Annotated in this window: 18 protein-coding genes; 8 read left to right on the top strand and 10 right to left on the bottom strand. The window is 50.0% G+C overall.

The features are described from left to right. Window positions 1-28 precede the first annotated feature (28 nt). Entirely contained in the window at window positions 29-2,296 is a 2,268-nt protein-coding gene (locus tag B5X72_RS00370) for a glycoside hydrolase family 20 protein (protein WP_079714824.1), read from the top strand. Between the two features lie 3 nt (window positions 2,297-2,299). Here the strand turns inward: B5X72_RS00370 and B5X72_RS00375 are convergent, their stop codons facing one another. Together B5X72_RS00375 and B5X72_RS20475 are read right to left on the bottom strand one after the other, a co-directional pair. Then, a complete protein-coding gene (locus B5X72_RS00375) occupies window positions 2,300-2,773 on the bottom strand; it encodes a ribonuclease H-like YkuK family protein (protein ID WP_079714825.1) in 474 nt (157 codons plus the stop codon). 70 nt (window positions 2,774-2,843) lie between these two features. Beyond that, on the bottom strand, window positions 2,844-3,050 hold the full coding sequence (locus B5X72_RS20475; RefSeq protein WP_139378466.1) for a hypothetical protein: 207 nt from the start codon (window positions 3,048-3,050) through the stop codon (window positions 2,844-2,846). Between the two features lie 49 nt (window positions 3,051-3,099). Here B5X72_RS20475 and B5X72_RS00380 point away from each other — a divergent pair, with 49 nt between their 5' ends. After that, window positions 3,100-4,329 (top strand): acyloxyacyl hydrolase, encoded by a 1,230-nt coding sequence (locus B5X72_RS00380; protein ID WP_079714826.1) that lies wholly within the window; start codon window positions 3,100-3,102, stop codon window positions 4,327-4,329. Here B5X72_RS00380 and upp read toward each other — a convergent pair. Next, window positions 4,326-4,976 (bottom strand): uracil phosphoribosyltransferase, encoded by a 651-nt coding sequence (upp, locus tag B5X72_RS00385; protein WP_079714827.1) that lies wholly within the window; start codon window positions 4,974-4,976, stop codon window positions 4,326-4,328. The two genes, B5X72_RS00380 and upp, sit on opposite strands and share 4 nt — an antisense overlap. A gap of 97 nt (window positions 4,977-5,073) precedes the next feature. Here upp and uvrB point away from each other — a divergent pair, with 97 nt between their 5' ends. Further along, window positions 5,074-7,107, top strand: a complete 2,034-nt coding sequence (gene uvrB, locus B5X72_RS00390; RefSeq protein WP_079714828.1) for an excinuclease ABC subunit UvrB — start codon at window positions 5,074-5,076, stop codon at window positions 7,105-7,107. A gap of 3 nt (window positions 7,108-7,110) precedes the next feature. On the opposite strand, the gene B5X72_RS00395 is transcribed toward uvrB, so the two are convergent. The 6 genes from B5X72_RS00395 to B5X72_RS00420 all read right to left on the bottom strand — a co-directional run bounded on the left by B5X72_RS00395 (window position 7,111) and on the right by B5X72_RS00420 (window position 13,958). Then, a complete protein-coding gene (locus B5X72_RS00395; RefSeq protein ID WP_079714829.1) occupies window positions 7,111-8,004 on the bottom strand; it encodes a thioredoxin family protein in 894 nt (297 codons plus the stop codon). A gap of 114 nt (window positions 8,005-8,118) precedes the next feature. After that, on the bottom strand, window positions 8,119-9,381 hold the full coding sequence (locus B5X72_RS00400; protein WP_079714830.1) for an NAD(P)/FAD-dependent oxidoreductase: 1,263 nt from the start codon (window positions 9,379-9,381) through the stop codon (window positions 8,119-8,121). Window positions 9,382-9,493: 112 nt separating this feature from the next. Beyond that, complete coding sequence (locus B5X72_RS00405) at window positions 9,494-10,501, bottom strand: 4-hydroxyproline epimerase (RefSeq protein WP_079714831.1); 1,008 nt, start codon at window positions 10,499-10,501, stop codon at window positions 9,494-9,496. Then, window positions 10,501-11,976, bottom strand: a complete 1,476-nt coding sequence (locus B5X72_RS00410; protein WP_079714832.1) for an aldehyde dehydrogenase (NADP(+)) — start codon at window positions 11,974-11,976, stop codon at window positions 10,501-10,503. Before B5X72_RS00410 ends, B5X72_RS00405 begins: the two co-directional genes overlap by 1 nt. Then, a complete protein-coding gene (locus tag B5X72_RS00415) occupies window positions 11,973-12,923 on the bottom strand; it encodes a dihydrodipicolinate synthase family protein (protein ID WP_079714833.1) in 951 nt (316 codons plus the stop codon). The genes B5X72_RS00410 and B5X72_RS00415 overlap by 4 nt, the downstream gene beginning before the upstream one ends. 156 nt (window positions 12,924-13,079) lie before the next feature. Further along, the gene (locus B5X72_RS00420) at window positions 13,080-13,958 is read right to left on the bottom strand and encodes an AraC family transcriptional regulator (RefSeq protein ID WP_079714834.1); all 879 of its coding nucleotides are present in this window, start codon (window positions 13,956-13,958) and stop codon (window positions 13,080-13,082) included. A 162-nt stretch (window positions 13,959-14,120) separates the two neighbouring features. Here B5X72_RS00420 and B5X72_RS00425 point away from each other — a divergent pair, with 162 nt between their 5' ends. The 5 genes from B5X72_RS00425 (at window position 14,121) to B5X72_RS00445 (ending at window position 19,135) form a co-directional block, all read left to right on the top strand. Next, window positions 14,121-14,726: a DUF4254 domain-containing protein gene (locus B5X72_RS00425; protein WP_079714835.1), complete on the top strand. Its 606-nt coding sequence runs from the start codon at window positions 14,121-14,123 to the stop codon at window positions 14,724-14,726. After that, window positions 14,723-15,760 (top strand): glycosyltransferase family 9 protein, encoded by a 1,038-nt coding sequence (locus tag B5X72_RS00430; RefSeq protein ID WP_079714836.1) that lies wholly within the window; start codon window positions 14,723-14,725, stop codon window positions 15,758-15,760. The genes B5X72_RS00425 and B5X72_RS00430 overlap by 4 nt, the downstream gene beginning before the upstream one ends. Next, window positions 15,757-16,878, top strand: a complete 1,122-nt coding sequence (locus B5X72_RS00435; protein WP_079714837.1) for a glycosyltransferase family 4 protein — start codon at window positions 15,757-15,759, stop codon at window positions 16,876-16,878. Before B5X72_RS00430 ends, B5X72_RS00435 begins: the two co-directional genes overlap by 4 nt. 84 nt (window positions 16,879-16,962) lie before the next feature. Continuing rightward, window positions 16,963-18,051: a glycosyltransferase gene (locus B5X72_RS00440; protein WP_079714838.1), complete on the top strand. Its 1,089-nt coding sequence runs from the start codon at window positions 16,963-16,965 to the stop codon at window positions 18,049-18,051. Beyond that, window positions 18,044-19,135, top strand: coding sequence for a glycosyltransferase family protein (locus tag B5X72_RS00445; protein ID WP_139378467.1), 1,092 nt, complete (start codon window positions 18,044-18,046; stop codon window positions 19,133-19,135). Before B5X72_RS00440 ends, B5X72_RS00445 begins: the two co-directional genes overlap by 8 nt. A gap of 4 nt (window positions 19,136-19,139) precedes the next feature. Here B5X72_RS00445 and B5X72_RS00450 read toward each other — a convergent pair whose 3' ends face one another. Beyond that, complete coding sequence (locus B5X72_RS00450; RefSeq protein WP_079714840.1) at window positions 19,140-20,108, bottom strand: glycosyltransferase family protein; 969 nt, start codon at window positions 20,106-20,108, stop codon at window positions 19,140-19,142. Window positions 20,109-20,148: the final 40 nt, after the last annotated feature.

Genomic DNA, 20,148 nt, shown 5'->3' on the forward strand with positions numbered 1-20,148 from the left:
TAACAGATACATTAAACAAACAGATCGCATGACTCAATATGCACCTCGGTTGATATTGGGTTTTTGGGTTATACCGTTGATTGCGGTAATGTCTGCCCGTGCCCAACATCAGGTTTCCATCATTCCCAAACCCCAAACATTGGAAATTCACGAAGGGGAATTCGTGTTTCCGGCCAATACGCCATGTTACGCCTTTGAACCATTTCTCGAGGTTGCTGCTTTGCTGGACGATCATCCTTTTGCTGCCTTTGCACCCGTTGAGCGTATAAAGTCGCATAGGCGTATCCCGGAGGCCGGCGTACGCCTTGTTGAGGCTCGTGATATTGACAAGTTGGCGCCAGATGCATACCGGCTTCTCATCGATACAAGCGGGATCACCATTACGGCGCATCAACCAGCTGCGATGCGTTATGGGATATTGACGTTGATGCAGCTGGCGTATACATTGCCAAACGGGGGTGTATTGCCCGCCATGCTCATTGAGGACAAGCCCCGGTTTGGCTATCGTGGACTTCATCTTGATGTCTCGGGACATTTTTATCCCGTGTCTTTCCTCAAGAAATTCATCGATATCATGGCACTTTACAAGTTCAACAGCTTCCATTGGCATCTTGCGGGCGGACCGGGTTGGCGCTTGGAAATCAAGCGGTATCCTGAGCTTACGCAGAAAGCTGCCTGGCGTACGCATACCCGTTGGAAAGATTGGTGGCAAAAGGGGCGTCGTTACCTGCCTGCAGGCCACCCCAATGCCAGCGGTGGTTATTATACCCAAGATGAGGCAAGGGACTTGGTCGCTTATGCTAAGCGAAAAGGAATCACCATCGTTCCTGAAATCGATGTGCTGGGGCATGCTGACGAAGTGTTGGCTGTATATCCGCAGCTATCGTGCACGGGAAGGCCCTATCAACACGGTGAATTTTGTATCGGCAACGAGGAGACATTTACCTTCCTGAGGCATGTGCTGGAAGAAGTCGTGGATATCTTCCCTTCTACCTACATCCATATCGGCGGCGATGAGGCCAACGGCAACGCTTGGGAAGCATGCCCTAAATGCCAGGCGTTGATGGAGAAAAAGGGCCTGAAAGATGTCAACGAGTTGCAACGTGATGTGGTAAAACGGTTGAATACCTTTTTGCAGTCGTACGATAGGAAACTGATAGGGCCGGATGAAATTCTGGGGAAAGGGCTTCCTGCTGATGCCACGATTATGGGTTGGCGAGGTACTGTTGGTGGTATCCGAGCGGCAAATGCTGGCCATGATGTCATTATGACGCCCGATTCACACCTGTATTTTGATCATTATCAAGGCAATCCATCGACCCAGCCTGAAGCTGCCGGCGGCTACACACCAGTGCAGAAAGTCTACGGATATGAGCCTGTATCCGACGACATAGCGGCAGATAAGCGAAAACATGTGCTCGGTGCACAAGGTAATATCCGCACTGAATACATGCCTACCGCTGACCATGTGGAATACATGGTTTTCCCGCGTGCGCTGGCGTTGGCGGAGGTGGTGTGGTCTGCATCGGCTGATCGCGATTGGAACGATTTTCAACGGCGCTTGCAGCACCACTACCCGTTACTGCAACGGTTGCATGTCAACTATTACAGGCCCTCCTATGAGGTGGATATCGCCGTAGACTTCAATGCCGATACATTGACCAATACCATATCCATGGCCACGGAGCAACGTGAGCTGGGTATTCGCTATACGACAGACGGTAAAGAGCCGGATGCCGAATCACCGGTTTACACGAAGCCCATCGAGCTGGCCGTACCTGCGGTAGTCAAGGCAGCTTATTTTGTTGATTCTGGCCGCGTAGGGCCTGTCGCTGCGGCCAAAGCAGATATTCACAAGGCCATTGGAAAAAGTATTACTTATCAGACGTCGTGGGATGACGCCTATCCCGCTCAGGCAGAAAGCACGCTCCTAAACGGACAGAAGGGCGGAAAACATGCTGATGACGGCCAATGGCAGGGTTTTACAAATCATATTGACGTGACGGTAGATTTCGAGCGGCGTGAATCAATGAATAACGTAGCGATAAGCTTCCTGCAAGATCCTGCAATAAACGCCTATCAGCCCGGGGAAGTGAAAGTGCTGCTTTCGGACAATGGCAAGAATTTCCGGGAAGCAGGCACCTTAGTGAATGGCGCGTCTCCTCAAGAAAAATTCAGGCAGGTAAGAACTTTCGAATTGAAATTCGATACCGCGCAAACCGCGCGTTACCTGCGTATTGTGGCAACCAACGTACGGAATGCGTTGCTGCTTGCGGATGAAGTGGTGGTGTATTAGTGGCTATTGCACCACCTTATTCGCGCAGGCCGAGCTGGCAAAAGCTTCAGGCTTGGCCTTGAATACAAACCCCATGCTGAGGATATATCCCATAGCATCATGCAGGGCCTGGTTAGATTTGAACATGGGGTTGGTGTTGATGTCCGCATGTACCTCCAGATCCACATCATAACGGTCAAGCAAATCGCACAGCGCGTATGCGGTTTCGATGGAGCGCTGTACCTCAGCCAACATGCGCTCCTTAATGCTCATTTTTTGAGTTGTGCGATCTTGATGGATGTACATAAAGCCACCTTTTTTTTCGCGTACAAATACGATAACGGTGGCGAACTCGGTGATGGCACCCTTTACTTGTGAGTCTGTGCCGATACATACCTTAAGCTTATTGCCCAACAGGTATTCACGAGCAATGGTGGTAGATACTTCATCGAGAATGGGCTGGCGGATGGGCTCGCCGCTGAATTTTTTCCAAGTCATATTAGATGGGATTGAGGGATACGGAAAAGAACGTTGTTGAATACGATATAAAGTTACCGATAAAAAGCCCTTAATACCAATAACTTAGTATTATGTTTTTATTAACAATAAGCAGGTTTTCAACACAAAAGCGCCGATAGCGGTAGCGCGAGCCGATACGCGGGCGACGCGCAGCAGACCTCAGCTTGCGGGCAGCAGGCATAAAGACCAATCCGGACGGAAATCGCATAGCGACAAATTGAAATGCTTGGCCATCGGCTGAAAACTTCTTTTCCACTTGAAATTGTTATACTTGCTTCGGTTTTTTGATGTCTTCATAAACATTTATGTCAAATTTTCTGAACCTCGGGTTAGCAGCACTATCCTTGCTTTGTCCATTACTCGCCTTTGGCCAAGCCAGCCATCAGGACTCCTTGGTAGTCACCGGCCTGGGGCGGTTTGACCATCAGGTGGCAGTCACCTTCAGGCCCGCATTGGTGATGCCGTCCGTGTCTTTCTTCGACGGGGCAAACCAGCGCCAGTTACCCATCAAACGTTCATGGTCTGCTCATATGAACTATTCCTTTGGTTTCCCCAGGGGCTCATTGGGTAGTCGTGTATTTTCCGGGACGTATCAAGGTATAGGTGTCGCATACTTTGATTTTGGCAACCGGTTGGAATTAGGCAGTCCCGTGGCCGCCTACATGTTTCAGCGGTCAAGAATCATGCGGATAAATTCCCGTGTTTCATTGGACTACGAATGGAATTTTGGGTTATCCGCCGGATGGCAGCCTTATCATCCTATGACTAATCCGAATAACATCATCGTGGGTTCGGAGGTAAACGCATACCTCAATGCGGGTCTGCACATCAGGTGGAAGCCCTTACGCCGCTGGGCAGTTATGGGCGGCATCGATGCCACCCACTTTTCGAATGGCAATACCGAGTTCCCCAATGCCGGCCTGAATACCTTGGGGGTGAAGATGGGGGTGCTGTATGATTTCTCGCCGCCGGAACCGGATGATGCGGACCAAATCTACGACAGGGAGCGGGCCGGATTTCCAAAGCATGTGAGTTACGATCTGGTCGTTTTCGGCTCCTGGAAGCGAACGGGCGTGGATTTTTTGGGAACACAGGTGGCGTCGCCCTACAAGTACGCCGTGATAGGGGCATATTTTGCACCGATGTATAACTTTGGGTACCGGTTCCGGGCCGGCGTTTCACTGGACGCGATTTATGATGGCAGCGCGAATGTTTACACAGCGGATTACATCGCCGGTACCGACCAGGTGTTTTTTACCCCCGACAGGGATCGGCAGATGGCATTGGGGACTTCAATCAGGGGTGAGTATGTCATGCCCATTTTCACTATCAGTTTGGGCTTAGGCGCCAATGTTTTCCATAAGGGTGGAGATTTGCGGGGCACGTACCAAGCGATAGCGTTAAAGGTGAGGGCAACGAGGAGCTTGTTTCTCCACATTGGTCATAACCTGAAGGATTTCCGTGAGCCGAACTACCTGATGTTGGGCTTAGGGTATCGCTTCGCCAACCGTACGCCCTCGTTGTTAGCAAATTAGTTGCTATCTTTAACCCCATACGCCAGATCGCCCGCATCACCCAAGCCGGGTACAATATAGGCTTTGCTGGTAAGTTCGCTATCGATATCGCCCACCCACAGCTGGGCCTGCGGAAGATATGCCTTGACATGTGCAATCCCCTCTTCACTGGCAATGGCGGATACGATGATGAGCGATTTGACGGTGTAGTCATCCAGCAGCTCTTTGCAGGTGAGCACTGCCGTCCGCCCTGTAGCCAGCATCGGGTCAATTAAAATCAGGATGCGGTTATCCAGATTGACACTGCTTACGTATTCTTTGCGGATTTCGAAAGCACCGCTCTTCTTAGTCTTACGGTAGGCGCCGATAAATGCGCAATCGGCCTGATCAAATACATGGAGCATGCCTTGGTGCATCGGTATTCCAGCGCGAAGAATAGCGGCAAGTACCGGCTGTTCGGGCAAGAGTGCGGTCTCGGCAATGCCCAGTGGTGTTTCAATTTCGACAGGCTCGTAGGCCAGTGTTTTACTGATTTCATAGGCAAAGATCTCGCCCAGGCGCTCGAGGTTGCGTCGAAAGCGCATGCGGTCCTGTTGTACGGCAATGTCACGTAGTTCTGCAAGAATATGATTGACGATGCTGTTTTGTTGCGTTAAGACATGGACCATGTTTCAAATATAACGAATTCTCCGGTGCTTTTTGTTATCTTTGTTATCTTGGTCTTAAACAATCCAGGTCTTCCTTGGTTTTAATTGTTGTTGTCAGATGAAATTCAAGCTTACCTCTGAATATACGCCTACGGGCGACCAACCTGAGGCTATCCGTCAGTTGGTTGAAGGTGTCAATGCCGGCGAAATGTACCAGACCTTACTGGGGGTGACCGGCTCTGGCAAGACGTTCACCATTGCCAATGTTATCCAGCAAACGCAACGCCCCACATTGATATTAAGCCACAATAAAACGTTGGCCGCCCAGCTTTACGGGGAGTTTAAGCAGTTTTTTCCGGAAAATGCGGTTAACTATTTCGTGTCTTATTACGACTACTACCAGCCGGAAGCTTACATCGCGTCCTCTAATACATACATTGAAAAGGACTTGGCCATTAATGATGAAATTGAGAAGCTGCGCTTGCGCACGACTTCGGCGCTAATGTCCGGCAGGCGCGATGTCATCGTTGTTTCATCCGTATCGTGTATTTATGGTATGGGCAATCCGGAAGACTTTTCCCGCTCGGTATTCCGTTTTGGTGTAGGTACCACCATCAGCCGAAACGCGTTCCTGCATCGGCTCGTGGAGATCCTGTATGCCCGGACAACGACCGATTTTAAACGCGGGACATTCCGTGTCAAAGGAGATACGGTCGATGTGTTTCCTGCCTACATGGACGAGGCTTATCGCATCTCCTTTTTTGGTGATGAAATCGATGAGCTCAGTGTCATCGATCCCATCTCGGGCAAAACGTTGGAAAGGACGGAAACCATGGCCTTGTATCCGGCTAACCTGTTTGTGACGCCACGTGAAAAGTTTGTCAACTCCCTCTGGGCGATAGGAGAAGAGCTGGAGCTACGTAAAGAACAGCTATTGTTGGATGGCAAACCTTTGGAAGCCAAGCGCCTGGAAGAACGTGTGAATTATGATTTGGAAATGATGCGTGAGTTGGGATATTGTAGCGGCATCGAGAATTATTCGCGGTTTTTCGATGGCAGGCAACCGGGAATGCGTCCGTTCTGTCTGCTGGATTACTTTCCCGATGACTACCTGATGGTCATCGACGAGAGCCACGTGACCATCCCCCAAATCCGAGCGATGTACGGCGGAGACCGGTCACGTAAGCTTTCCTTGGTCGAATACGGTTTTCGCCTACCGGCGGCTTTGGATAACCGGCCCTTGAATTTTCCGGAGTTTGAATCGTTGGTGACGCAGACCATTTATGTGAGCGCTACGCCCGGTGATTATGAGCTGCAGCAGACGGGAGGTGTCGTCGTGGAACAGGTCATCCGGCCCACAGGTTTGCTCGATCCGGTGATTGAAATCCGGCCGGTCATTAACCAGGTAGACGACTTGTTGGATGAGGTTGATCGTGTGACGAAGGAAGGCGGACGAATTTTGGTCACTACATTGACGAAGCGCATGGCTGAAGAATTGACCAAGTACATGGCCAAGCTGGGCATCAGAGTGCGGTATATCCACTCCGAAATCAAGACCTTGGATCGAGTGGAGATCCTGCGTGGCCTGCGCTTGGGCGAGTTTGATGTATTAGTGGGGATTAACCTGCTTCGCGAGGGGCTGGACCTGCCGGAGGTTACGCTGGTGGCGATCTTGGACGCCGACAAAGAGGGTTTCCTGAGGTCAGAGCGGTCGCTTATCCAAACGATTGGCCGCGCTGCCCGTAATGACAAGGGACGGGTAATCATGTATGCCGATAGCATTACCGACAGCATGCGGGTGACCATCGAGGAGACGAACCGCCGTAGAGCGAAACAAATACACTATAACGAGGAGCACGGTATTACGCCGCGTACCGTAGGCAAGTCGCGCGAAGCTATTTTAGAACAGACATCGGTTGCTGATTTTAAGGGCGGTGAAGCCAAGATCTATGTCGAGCCCGAGCCAACCAGTAGCATTGCGGCTGATCCGTTGGTGCAGTACATGAGCAAGCCGCAGATGAAGCAGGCCATTGACAAGGTGCGCAAAGATATGGAAAAGGCCGCCAAGGAAATGGACTTTCTACAAGCTGCCAAGCTGCGCGACGAGATGTTTGCATTGGAAAAAACCTACGCCGAACTGTTCGGTGAGTAGGGGCTATAGCTGCTCCAGCAGCTCGGCGGCTTCGCTGTTATCCGGTTGGAGGGCGAGCACTTTCTGCAAGTTTTTCTGTGCAAGCTTTACCTCGCCAGCTTGGCGATAAAGCTTACTTAAACTTAAGTAACTCACCGGATCAGCTGGATACAACAGCGTATTTAACTCCAGTACATTGGCGGCTTCAGTAAGTTGCCCCTGTGCGGCAAGCGCATAGCTGTAACTGTTAAGTTCTCCGGCATTTTTAGAAACGTGCTTGATAGCTGTCGCGAGCTCGGCCAGCCGTTCTGCGGACAGTTTCTCGTTGACGTCATCCTGCTGCTGCCAGTATGTTATTGCGTAATAATTGGATACGTAGGGTTTCCCCGAAAGGATGTCAAGCAAGTCCTGTTCTAAGGAGTTGACGGGGGTTTCCACAATCCGGTTAAGCTCCTTTCCGTCTTCGTAGACGATAATGGTCGGGATGCGATGGATAGCCTTGCCGGCCTCTTCATGCTGCGGACTTTGCTTATAAAGATCTCTGCTATTGTCAACGAAAATAAGCTTTAGCTGGGTCGTGTCAAAATTGCTGGAGTTTAACAGCTTCATCAGCCGGGGGATTTCCCGGCGGGTATCGCCACACCAGCTTCCGGCAAATACTTCTATCACCTTGCCATCGAGGAGGGGGGCAAATTGCTTGGCCAATCCCGAATCGATGGTGTAGCCATCATAGCTGCGATCATACCATTCCCGGTAGATACCGCCTTGCATCATCGATGGCGAACAATGGCCCAACAATACCTTTTGCCCATTGGCGCGCGTATACTCGGTGTTTACGATGGGTGTGCTTGCCGGCTGGGCGACAGCTGGCAGCGCTGAAGCAATGACCGCCAGTAGCGTGTAAAATAATTGTCGCATACGATATTGACTACAGAATATGTAGACAAAAATAAAGAATATTCAATCATTGTCCCAAATGATGGTATGTAATATTCTTGTAACCGGCTTCGCATTGGCGGCAGAGCAGTTCATCTAATGGAATCGTTCGGGCGCGAAAGCGGCGATGTTGGCCGATGTCGTGCCGCGATGGGCGAGCTCAGACACGAGCTTCCCGGCTGCGGGCCCTAAGCTGAGTCCCATCATGCCCATTCCGCCGGCGACAATTAAATTCGATACCGTCGTTGAGCGCCCCAGGTAGGGCAACCCATCCGGCGAGCAGGGCCTGAATCCATGCCAGACAGCTTGTTCGTCCGGTACAGGCAATCGATATTCCGGATAATATTCAGGCAATGCGTTGACGATGCCTTCCACACGGCGCATATTGACCCGGTGATTGATAGCCGCCAACTCCATCGTTCCCCCGACACGCACCTTTCCGCCCATGGGTGTGAGCGCTACCCGGGCTTCCAGCAATAGTGCCGGATGCCTTACCTTCCCTCCAAAGGCGTCCGTCATAAACGAGTACCCTTTGCCCGGCATCAACGGAATGGAAAGCCCTGCTTTTTTGGCCAGCTCTTGCAGCCATGCGCCGGCAGCTAAGACAATGGTATCTGCGGAGAAACCTCCGCTTGTTGTCATGACTTCTGTGATTTTCCCGCCGCTACGTGTCATGGACACCACCTCAGCATGCGGCACTAATGTGCCGCCCAGCTGTTTAATACGTTCCGTCAGCGCGCCAATGAGCGCAGGAGGGTAGAGGTGAGCATCGCTGCGGTAATGCACGGCTCCCAAAACATCCAGTTGTACATCCGGCTCAAGGGCTTGTACCGCTTCGCGCGTCAAAACGGCGACGTCAAGACCCAATGCTTTGGCTTGCTCGGCTAAGTGGATTTCTTCCTCGGCCGTTTTCTCCGTCTTATAGAGCATAAGGATGCCACGGTGGGTGAGTCCAAAGTCTTCGCTCAATTCATCAGCAAGCGCATCATAAAGGTCTTTGCTAAGGTTATTCAGGGCAAGCAGGTGCGGCGCCGAGCGCGTGACATGATGCTCATTGGCGTGCTTAATGAATTTGAGCCCCCACGAAGCCAAGGAGCGACTCAATGTGGGCTTCACATAAAAAGGGCTTCGGCTGTTGAACATCCATTTGATACCCTGTGCCACGATGCCGGGGGCAGCCATGGGCGTGAAGTGGCTGGGGACGATCATGCCCGCATTGCCGTATGAACAGTTGTCCGAAAAGTCACCTTTGTCCAAAAGGGTCACCTTCCACCCTGCTTTAATCAGGTAGTATGCCGAGGCGAGGCCTATGATGCCGCTGCCGATAACGAGTGCGGTTCCTTGAGAAGGAGAAGCCATATTTTGTTTACGATTACGATTTACGATACGATTTGCTTTAATCAACGCTGAGCGCTATCACCGAGCACCGGCTACCCACCGTCGCGTACCGGCCACTGGCCGCCGTCTCTGGCTAAATCACCTGAAACCCATGCGCATAGGGGTCGTCGTCATCAATGATGATGGTATTATAGCCTGTCACCATGGCCCAGCCTTCAATGCCAGGCGCGATGGCAGGGCGGCCATCGCCAAAAGCATCGGCTACCTCATCTTCGATAGTGCCAATAAACTTAGAGCCGATAATGCTTTCATGGACAAACCGATCACCCTTTTTGAGTTTACCCTTGGCGTGCCATTGGGCCATGCGTGCGGATGTCCCCGTGCCGCAGGGCGATCGGTCTATTGCCTTATCGCCATAAAACACCGCATTGCGCGCTGTTGATGCCGGGTCAAGGGGCGTGCCCGTCCACTGAATATGGCTCAGCCCGCTGATATTAGCATCCTGAGGGTGTACGAATGTGTACTGATCATTTATCCGCTGGCGCAATATGCGGCTCCAGGCGATTAACTGGTCGGCTGAATGGTGCTCCAGCCCCTTGAAGTTTGGTTGAGGATCAATGATCGCATAGAAGTTGCCGCCATAAGCAACGTCTGCGGTAAGGGTACCCAGCTTGGGGCATTCAACGGTGATTCCTTCCGCTGCCAGAAAAGATTTGACGTTGGTCAATTTTACCGACGTTACCTTTTTGCCCTCTTGCGTGTAGTCGATAAGTACCAATCCAGCAGGGGTTTCGAGGCGCAACTTGCCCGCGTTTTTCGGAATGATCAAGCCCTCCTCAATGGCGATGGTGACGGTCCCGATGGTGCCATGTCCGCACATCGGCAGGCAGCCGCTGGTCTCGATATACAACACCCCGATATCATTGGCGGGGTCTACCGGTGGGTAAAGGATGCTCCCGCTCATCATATCATGGCCACGAGGTTCGAACATCAACCCTTTCCGTATCCAATCATAGTCCTTCAAAAAATGGAGCCTGCGCTCCATCATGTTGTTGCCCTGCAATAGCGGTCCGCCGCCTGCCACCAATCTTACCGGGTTTCCGCACGTATGCGCATCGATGCAAAAGAACGTTTTTTTCATCACAGACTGCTCTTCGTCAATTCGCCATTCACCGTACGCCAGATTCCTAACGGGTTGGCGTTTTTTAGTTCGTCCGGCAGCCATTCATCTGGCCAATTTTGATAGCTCAGCGGTCGTAAAAATCGCTTTATGGCGTCCGGTCCGACAGAAGTAAACCGGCTATCCGTACTCGCGGGATAAGGGCCTCCATGTTGCATGGCATAGCATACCTCCACCCCCGTTGGGAAGCCATTAAGAAGCAAGCGCCCGCATTTGCCGGTCAGCACCTCAATCAGTGACTGGTGTGCGTGGATGTCCTCAGGCTCCGCCAGCACCGTTGTTGTAAGCTCTCCATGAAACGTTTTGGCGATGGCCTCGGCCTCCTGGGCATTTTCATAGGTGATGATCAATCCGAATGGTCCAAAAACTTCATGCCCCAGCTGTTCATTGGCGAGGAACTGATTAGCCGTGACCGTGGCGACGGTTGCGTTTCCGTGGGTTTCCGGCGAAGTTTCAGGGGCTTCAGCCAACACGGTTACGCCGGCTTGCGCCAATAGCGCAGCTTTGTTCTTGCAATAGGCCGAGGCAATGCCCTGATGGAGCATGGGAGCTGCGGAAGTATCCGCAATGAGTGTCTTTAAAGCATCAATAAACTGCGGTAAATCCTTATGGTTCGGCGCCACAAAAATGCCCGGATTGGTGCAGAACTGGCCTACACCGAGTGTCAATGATGCCGCATATTGCTTTGCTACGTCGGCTGCGGCCTTTTCCAGTTTACGGGGGAGCAAAAATACCGGATTGACACTCCCCATTTCGGCAAATACTGGAATAGGTTCAGGTCGTTTTGCAGCGAGGTCATACAGCGCTTTGCCCCCCGCAAACGAACCTGTAAACCCGACGGCCTTAATCAGGGGATGAGCAACCAGGTACTGGCCGCCTTCGACGTTGTCGCTACGCACTTCGGTGAATAAACCGGTATGCAACCCGGCACGTTGTACGGCTGCCTTAATCGCTCCGGCCATTAACGCCGAAGTTTTGGGGTGGCCAGGATGTGTCTTTACAATTACTGAGCAGCCTGCCGCTATGGCGGATGCGGTATCTCCACCCGCGGTAGAAAAAGCAAACGGGAAATTGCTCGCCCCAAACACGGCAACCACACCCAATCCCACGGCAGTCTTCCGGAGGTCAGGCTTTGGTGGCGTGCGCTGCGTGTCAGCGGTGTCAATGCGGATGTCCAGTACCTTTTCCAGGGCATCTGCGTAGCTGCGCCATTGGAAAACTGTCCGCGCTTTCTCGCCGGCCAGCCTTGCGTCCGGAAGGTTTGTCTCCAGTTTGGCAGTATCGATAAGCTCGGGGCCCAGGGCCTCTATTTCATCCGCCACCAAATGCATAAACGCCGCGCGTTGCTTGCTGTTTATGCGCTTAAACGCCAGGAACGCCTCGTGCGCCTGCTGGACCAGTTGATCGATTTCCGATATGGGGGTATTTTCATTCATGATGCTTGTTCTACTGCTGTATTGAGCGGTAAATTTAAGTAATCTGGCAATAACGGCCGCGTAGCAATCGCATCATCGATGATTTTTTGAATACGAGCCCGTTCTTCACCCTCCAACGTCAGCCTTGGGGCCCTGACGTATTCATTACTCAATCCTTCGGCCGTTGCCGCAAGTTTGATGTACTGAACAAGACGTGGATGGATATCCAATTCCAACAAGGGCATAAACCACCGGTAGATGGCCAGCGCTTCATCCAATCGGCCTGCGCCGGCCAAGCGATAAATCGCTACGGTCTCCCGCGGAAAAGCGTCGACAAGGCCTGCCACGGAGCCATGGGCACCAACCAACTGGCTTTCAAGCGCGATGGTGTCTACCCCACCCAATACTTTGAACCGGTCGCCAAAGCGATTGATCATCCGGGTAATGTTGGTTAAATCGCGCGTGGATTCCTTTACGGCTTGGATGTTAGGACACTCGGCCAATTCGGCAAACATATCCACCGTCACATGGATGGCATAATCTACCGGATTGTTATAAATCATGATAGCCAGGTTCGTGGCGTTGGCAATGGTTTTGAAATAGTGCACGACTTCCCGATCCGAAGCTTTATAACGCATGGGAGGAAGAAGCATCAACGCATTGGCACCAAGTCGCTCCGCTTCCTTTGCAATGCTCACTGCTTCTGCTGTGGTCTGTTCCGCGATGTTGAGGACCACAGGTATATGGTCTGGCACGTGCTGCTTGGCAAACACCAGCAAGTCAAACTTCTCTTGCCTGCTTAATGTGCTGGCTTCGCCCAACGTTCCTGCAATGATAAGTCCAGAAACTCCCGCATCGATTTGCGCCAAGAAATTCTTTTTAAACATTTCATAGTCAATAGCCCCATCGGCAGTAAACGGCGTTAATAGTGCAGGATAGACTCCGTGCCAAAGTGTGGTTTTGTTCATGTCTTCTATTGTTATGGTATATAATGCGAAACTATTACACCTTCATGCATTTAATTAGGTGTGTGCCTGATTAATAATTGGCACAAATATACCATTAACCCACAGGTCAAACCACCCGCTAATTAATCAATATTGTGCAAATTTTAACAGTCTCAGCTATTGGACATTGTTGAGGTATTTAGAAAGGTATTCCTTGGGGGATGCGCCGGCGACGCTTTTAAACACCCGGTTGAAGTTGGTGATGCTGTTGAACCCGCAATTGTAGGCAACGGTGGCGATTGAGTCATACTCACCGGCCGTAAGTTTTTTGCATGCTTGGTTTATCCGCATCTCATTGAGGAATGTGACGAATGTGACCCCCGTGTGTTTTTTGAAGTACCGGCAGAAGGCCTGAGGCGTGAGATGCGCTTCGGCAGCCACTTCTTCCAACGTTAGGGCATTTTGGTAGTGATGCAAGATATAATTGTATATATTGCCCATACGCAGTCCTTCGCCATCCGTGATATGTTCCTTGCTGAATGTCGAAAGATGCTTGGGCTTCGGATTCATCTTGCAGAATGTCCTCAAAAGATGGAGAAAATTCAACATCTGATCCATGTTATTGGATGCCTTTAGTTTGAGGATATGTTTGGAAACCACATGGAAGTGCTGCTCCGGTAGTTTGAATCCATATTTATATTCCTTTAAAAAGGCATTGAGCTGACTCAATTCGGGCAGTTGGAGGAAGTTCGCAAGATGGCCGTTTGGGTCATAAAAAACAGAAATGCTATGTACGCCTTCAGCTGATTTGTCGTCATTCAATTGACGACTGCCTTTAAACACATGCGATTGATTTGGCGCAATCATGAATATATCATTGGCCTTGAAGCTGTGCATGGTGTTTTCTGCAATTAATGTGCCCTCACCCCTGATAATCCAGATCAATTGCGCTTCTTTATGGCGGTGTAAGTGCGGGTAAAACTGAGGGATAATATCCTCCTGTATGATTACGGTCCTGTCCGGCGTCACCGGAACGGTAAATTGAAGTGTCTTCATCACAGTGGGTTAATAAAAAGTCATATAAATATACAGATATTAACCTTGTTTATCCAACTATTAAAACAAAAAGGTTAAAATACGGTTGTCAATAGCTAAGAATTGAACACTTGCCGCCCGAAAACATTGTCGTAAGTCATATACTTTTAGCTATCTTTGACCATGATTAGCGAAAAAGCAAACGAGATATTCGATAAAGCGATTCAGGACTATCATGTACATGATCAAATCGATCGGCCGATCATAAATCCTTACCCTCCTGATTCATTGGAGCGTCTATTGTATCTGAAGTGCTGGATTGATACGGTGCAGTGGCATATGGAAGATGAGGTCAGAAGGCCTGATATTGATCCCGTTGAGGGCTTGCGTTGGAAAAGGCGGATAGACCAGTCAAATCAAGACCGTACGGATACCGTTGAAGATATCGATGATTACTTCGTAAGGCAATTCGCCGGCGTAATACCGGAGAAAACAGCCAGAATCAACACAGAAAGCGTTGCTTGGGCGATAGACAGGTTATCAATATTGGCGCTTAAAATCTTTCATATGCAACAACAGACGCAGCGTACGGATGCAGCGCCGGCGCATATATCGGCATGCCGAAGTAAGTTAGCCATATTGGAGGAGCAACGGTCAGACCTGTCGCAAAGTATAGACGAATTGCTTGAAGATATACAAGCGGGACGGAAATACATGAAGGTATACAAACAGATGAAAATGTATAATGATCCGGCACTTAACCCGGTGTTATACACCGCAAGCAAATGAATGGAGCAGGGCAGCCCACACTTATAGTGATCCGGTTATCAGCGATGGGCGATGTGGCTATGGTGGGCAGCGTATTGCACGAATTTATCCATCAACACCCCGGAGTACGTATCGTTATGGTCAGCAATGAGACGTTCAAACCTTTTTTTGCCGGCATCGGAGGTCTTGTTTTTCACCCGTTTTATCCACAGCACATCCATCGGGGTATTCCTGGATTATATCGGCTTTTTAAAGAATTGAAGCGCTACGATCCCTCGGCCGTGGCAGATTTGCATTACAATATACGCAGCCGGTTCCTGGCATTGCTGTTCCGTATGAAAGGGATTGCCGTCAGGCAACTCGATAAAGGCCGAAAAGAGAAAAAAGCACTGACACGGCCGTACCGCAAGGTATTGCGTCCGCTCAAACCTACTACCGAGCGTTATGCCGATGTGTTGAGAAGCTTGGGCTATCCGTTTGTATTGAGCCATCGGTTGATTCGTCGCAGGCTGCCGCTTCCCGAAACGGCGAAGCGTTTTTTTGCCCAAAGTGAAACCGGAAAAGTCATAGGTATTGCGCCCTTTGCGCAACATCAGCCTAAGGTATATCCCTTTGATCGCATGGAGGCAGTAATCGCTTATCTCAGCCAACGTGGGCATACGGTGCTTCTTTTTGGGGGAGGACAGGCCGAACAGCGTACAGCTGAGCAATGGCAACAGCGGCATAACCATGTACAGAGCCTTGTCGGCCAATTTTCGTTGCAGCAAGAATTAGCGATCATTTCCAACCTTGACGCCATGCTGAGCATGGACTCCGCAGGCATGCACATGGCATCATTAATGGGCGTACGTGTCTTGTCTATTTGGGGAGCTACCCACCCTTATGCCGGATTTTTGGGGTATGGGCAAAGTATGGATGACTGTATTCAGGTGGATCATCCGGCGCGTCCCAGCTCCGTATACGGCAATAAACCTTGCATGTGCGACGGAAAGGATAGTATGGAGCTTATCCCTCCCGAAATGGTCATCAATAAATTGCGGGAGATCGGGTTATGAACATCGGCTATGAAGCAAAACGCATATTCCATAATCGAACGGGGTTAGGAAACTACGGTCGCGATTTGGTACGGGCCTTGAGTGAATATCATCCAGAAAACAGGTACTACCTCTACAATCCAAAACCGGCGGAAAGCCGATTGTTTCAGGCGGATCGCGGCAATGTGTTCGAGCGGTTGCCACGCAGGTATTCGGATCGCATCTTCCATAACCTGTGGCGGCAGCGCACAGTGTTGCATGATTTAAAACGGGACGGTATCGAGCTTTACCACGGCCTGTCGGGCGAATTGCCGATGGGTTTGTCGGCCTATCCGATAAAAAGTGTGGTAACCATCCATGATCTGATTTTTGTGCGTTATCCGCAGCTGTATACGCTTATCGACCGCACCATCTATTTTCGCAAATTCCGCCATGCTGCCCATCATGCAGACCATATCATCGCCATCAGTGAGCAGACCAAGCGGGATGTGATGGAATTTTTGAAAGTGGATGAGGCAAAAATAAGTGTGGTTTACCAAGGATGTCATCCAGCATTCAAGCAACGGTATACCGAAGCGGAGAAGCAGGCCGCCAAGGCCAAGTACGGCTTGCCCGACGATTTTATACTGAATGTCGGCACGATAGAAGCACGTAAAAACGCATTATCGATCGTCAAGGCCATCGAGCATATTGATATACCACTGGTCATCATCGGCAGGGAAACACCGTATCTGGATGAAATCAAGGATTACATAGGAAAGAGGGGGATGGCGCACCGAATTTTGTTTGTACATGGAGCCACCCTGGATGATTTGGCAAAACTTTACCAATCGGCGCTTCTTTTTATTTATCCTTCCTTTTTCGAAGGGTTCGGCATTCCGATTATCGAAGCCCTGTATTCTGGCGTTCCGGTCATTACCTCTGATACGGGCTGCTTTCCGGAGGCAGGGGGGCCGCATTCCAAATATGTTGCTCCGGATGACGTAGCAGGGCTACAGGGAGCCATCGGGGAGCTGCTGGCAGATGGCCAGCAGCGAAATTTGATGGTAGATGCCGGTTTTGCGTACGCCCGGCGATTCGACGACAACTCCATTGCAGACGAACTGGCATCTTTGTACAAGACAGTGCTTGTGCGGTAGTTTTTTTAATAAACTTGCCTGTTTCTTAGTAAATTGCATATCTTTGTGACGCAAGCCTAACGTTAAACTTATAGGGATCAATCCATGCGAAAAATCGGGTTCTTCAACTCGGCTAAAACCTGGGGCGGAGGCGAAAAGTGGCATTATGAAGCCGCATTGTACTTTGCTTGCCGTGGTTATTCGGTGTTTTTTTTTTCACAGGAAGGAAGTGTGTTGCAACAAAAAATCACCGAGCAGCCGGCCATTTCATTTGTGCCCTTTAATGTAGGCAATTACAGTTTTCTCAACCGGCAGAAAGTACAGGCATTAAAACACACTTTTCAGTCGCTTGGCATCGACACCCTGTTGATCAACTTGTCAAGTGACCTGAAATTGGCAGGGCAAGCCGCCTCAAAAGCAGGTGTCAAGCGCATCATTTACCGAAGGGGGAGTGCCATACCGATTAAAAACAGTTTTTTCAATAAATACGTATTTAAGCACTGGGTCACCGACATACTCGCCAACTCAGAGGCAACCAAGAAAACAATCCTGCAGTATAATGCACGGCTTTTTCCCGAGCATAAAATCAAAGTCATCTATAACCCCATTGATGTTGAATCCTTTGTAAACACGCCTTTCGAGCCAATTTACTATAAAGCGTCCGGTGAACTGGTCATTGCCAACCTCGGACGATTAGAAGAGCAAAAGAACCAACGGTTTCTGATGTTGTTATCCGTCGAATTGGATCGGCGGGGCATAGCGCATAAGATTATCGTTGCAGGGTCCGGCAGATTGGATCGGGAGTTGAAAAAGCTGAGCAACAGCCTCAATGTAGCAGACAACATATTGTTTACCGGTTTTATCCATAATGTAAAGGATGTCTTGATGTCGTGTGATATTTTTTTGCTTCCATCATTGTGGGAAGGGTTCGGTTATGTGCTTGCCGAGGCTTCGCTATGCCGCAAGGCCATCGTCGCATTTGACATCAGCAGTAACCCTGAGCTCGTATTGCCCGATGTTTCGGGTTTTTTAGTGACCAAAAACGATGTGAAGGAATGTGCGGAGAAGGTTTGTTTATTGAGAAATAATCCGCAGCTCCGGGAAAAAATGGGGGCCGATGGCATGCTGCACATTATCAATACCTTTGAGAAAAATCGAATCATGGCTACGATAGAGGCGTACATCAATGAATGATGAGCAACACACCATCCGCATAGCGTTGGTTGAAATAGGTGGGTCTCACGACGAGTGCTTGTACAGTCAGTGCCTTTTTCTGCAGGGGCATGCCCATGTCACGTTGGTCGTCACCGCTGATTTGGAGGCCAGGCTGGGCGATTATCATTGGATGGCTTCTTCCACGAAGGTCTTCGGGTTTCATTCGTCGGCTTCATTCCAGTGGAAAAACATTTGGAAGGTATACCGATATCTAAAGTCCCAGCGATTTGATCGTATAGTGTTCAATACTGCGCAGGGTGGCCTTAAGAAACTATTCGTTCTGCCGTTTCCTGAAAAAACGGTCATGCTGGGCGTCATCCACAATACCTCGAAGTTTTACACGGGAATTGGTCAAAAGCTGATTAACCGCCGTGTTAAGCGATACTTCGTCTTGAACGATTATCTGCTTCCCTCCGTATCCCGGCTGACAGGCTTACGATTTGCATCGTACTACCCGATTTTTTTCCCAGAATGGGCTTCTGCAGACACTATCCAGAAACCTGATGGCGCATTATGGATAGGTATACCCGGGGAAGTGTCATCGAAGCGCCGGGATTATGCCGTGCTATTAGACACCTTGAAAGCTTGGAAAGAGAAGCGTGACGTCAAATTTATTCTTTTGGGAAGGCTTTCGGCTGGAGACCGCAACTGGATAATCAAGCAATTGAATGACCATCCCGACCTGAGCGCGCATATTATCTACTTCGAACAGTTTGTGCCGATTGCGACCCTTCATGCCTATATGCGGCTTTGCGATGCTGTGATGCCGTTGATTCACCCCTGCACGCAAGGATTTTCGGACTACCTAAACCATAAAATCTCTGGGGCCTTTAACCTGGCCTTTGCGTACCGGAAACCGCTGATTATCGAACAGTCATTCTCCGCTATACAAGACCTCTGCGAAAATGCCGTATTTTATGCCGGAAGCGAGTTGAAGGACACGTTTTTTACGCAGCTGATGGCAGTGCTGCCCAAGATCAAGGAAGGCGCTTACCGTCACGCAAAGTGGGCGTTCAATGCGCAGCAACAAGCTTACTTGGCGTTTACGGAAGTGAGGCCATGATGTGTTAAGTCATCCCAAACATCGCCAACAATTTTTCAATGCGATGATGGTAAGTGTGGTTTTTCAACACCTTGTCTTGCATTTTACTGATATAAGGAAGGCGGCTTTCTGGATTTGCCGTGAAGTATCTGAATGCCTCGATAAAATCTTGCGGTGTTTCGGCTATGACAAGTTCTTCAGCCGTAAAGTACTTCCGCGCCAATGGGTTGTCGCAGATTTGGAATCCGCCCTGCATCGGCGCGGTGAAGACACGCTCGTTTACCAAAATACCGTGATGTACCTGTGCGGAGGTATGGATGCTCGGTATGACCGCGCTTTTACTATATAGCCTGTTTTTTTCTATTTCGTCGGGCTTACCTTTGTTAAACTCGGAATAATTCAGGTAGTTGTCCGAAAGTGCCTTGAGCGGGGTGATGAAGGCCTCGTATTGATCTTTCCGGTGGCTGATATTGCCTACCCACATAAAGTCATAAGCCGGTGGTTCTTCTGGAGGGGGCACATAGGTGGATTTGTCGGCAGCGTGCAGCAACTGGGCGAACTTCAACCCCAACTCCCGGGTATACCCTGAAAAAAACTCCTCATTGATCACCTCGTCATGCTGCGACCAAATAAGGATGTCGTGCCTGGCAGCGAGGTGTTGGAGCAGCTTTTTGGTTTCGGGTTGCAGGTGATGTATTTGGGCTTCATAGTCACACGGTTTGTAAAATTGCCCCCATATGACCAATTTTGTATCGCTATTCATTTTTCTTGGCAATAAATGAATCTTTTCCAGCGAGATGAAAATCAGGTCTGGGCGGAACCGCAGGAGCCGCCACCGATCGGAAAATCCCAATGGGCCGCTTAATCTTTTTAGGTCGAAAAAACGGCAGTCATCACCACGGTCTATGAAGGCGTTGCGGAAACCATGCGCAATGGTCTTTGCCGCAAAAGTGTAGGGGTTATCCAGTTCAAAGATGTAGGCAATCTTCAACATGGGGACTGTTTGTCGTCTGTAAAAGTTACAAATAATCCTG

This window comes from Parapedobacter luteus (assembly GCF_900168055.1).
Classification (GTDB): domain Bacteria; phylum Bacteroidota; class Bacteroidia; order Sphingobacteriales; family Sphingobacteriaceae; genus Parapedobacter; species Parapedobacter luteus.

Bases quoted from the DNA above. Each gene is read 5' to 3' on its own strand.
- B5X72_RS00435 (WP_079714837.1), top strand. From the start codon at position 15,757: ATGAACATCGGCTATGAAGCAAAACGCATATTCCATAATCGAACGGGG.
- uvrB (WP_079714828.1), top strand. From the start codon at position 5,074: ATGAAATTCAAGCTTACCTCTGAATATACGCCTACGGGCGACCAACCT.
- B5X72_RS00440 (WP_079714838.1), top strand. From the start codon at position 16,963: ATGCGAAAAATCGGGTTCTTCAACTCGGCTAAAACCTGGGGCGGAGGC.
- B5X72_RS00450 (WP_079714840.1), bottom strand. From the start codon at position 20,108: ATGTTGAAGATTGCCTACATCTTTGAACTGGATAACCCCTACACTTTT.
- B5X72_RS00420 (WP_079714834.1), bottom strand. From the start codon at position 13,958: ATGAAGACACTTCAATTTACCGTTCCGGTGACGCCGGACAGGACCGTA.
- B5X72_RS00430 (WP_079714836.1), top strand. From the start codon at position 14,723: ATGAATGGAGCAGGGCAGCCCACACTTATAGTGATCCGGTTATCAGCG.
- B5X72_RS00410 (WP_079714832.1), bottom strand. From the start codon at position 11,976: ATGAATGAAAATACCCCCATATCGGAAATCGATCAACTGGTCCAGCAG.
- B5X72_RS00425 (WP_079714835.1), top strand. From the start codon at position 14,121: ATGATTAGCGAAAAAGCAAACGAGATATTCGATAAAGCGATTCAGGAC.
- B5X72_RS00395 (WP_079714829.1), bottom strand. From the start codon at position 8,004: ATGCGACAATTATTTTACACGCTACTGGCGGTCATTGCTTCAGCGCTG.
- B5X72_RS00445 (WP_139378467.1), top strand. From the start codon at position 18,044: ATGAATGATGAGCAACACACCATCCGCATAGCGTTGGTTGAAATAGGT.
- B5X72_RS00370 (WP_079714824.1), top strand. From the start codon at position 29: ATGACTCAATATGCACCTCGGTTGATATTGGGTTTTTGGGTTATACCG.
- B5X72_RS00405 (WP_079714831.1), bottom strand. From the start codon at position 10,501: ATGAAAAAAACGTTCTTTTGCATCGATGCGCATACGTGCGGAAACCCG.
- upp (WP_079714827.1), bottom strand. From the start codon at position 4,976: ATGGTCCATGTCTTAACGCAACAAAACAGCATCGTCAATCATATTCTT.
- B5X72_RS00400 (WP_079714830.1), bottom strand. From the start codon at position 9,381: ATGGCTTCTCCTTCTCAAGGAACCGCACTCGTTATCGGCAGCGGCATC.
- B5X72_RS00375 (WP_079714825.1), bottom strand. From the start codon at position 2,773: ATGACTTGGAAAAAATTCAGCGGCGAGCCCATCCGCCAGCCCATTCTC.
- B5X72_RS00415 (WP_079714833.1), bottom strand. From the start codon at position 12,923: ATGAACAAAACCACACTTTGGCACGGAGTCTATCCTGCACTATTAACG.
- B5X72_RS00380 (WP_079714826.1), top strand. From the start codon at position 3,100: ATGTCAAATTTTCTGAACCTCGGGTTAGCAGCACTATCCTTGCTTTGT.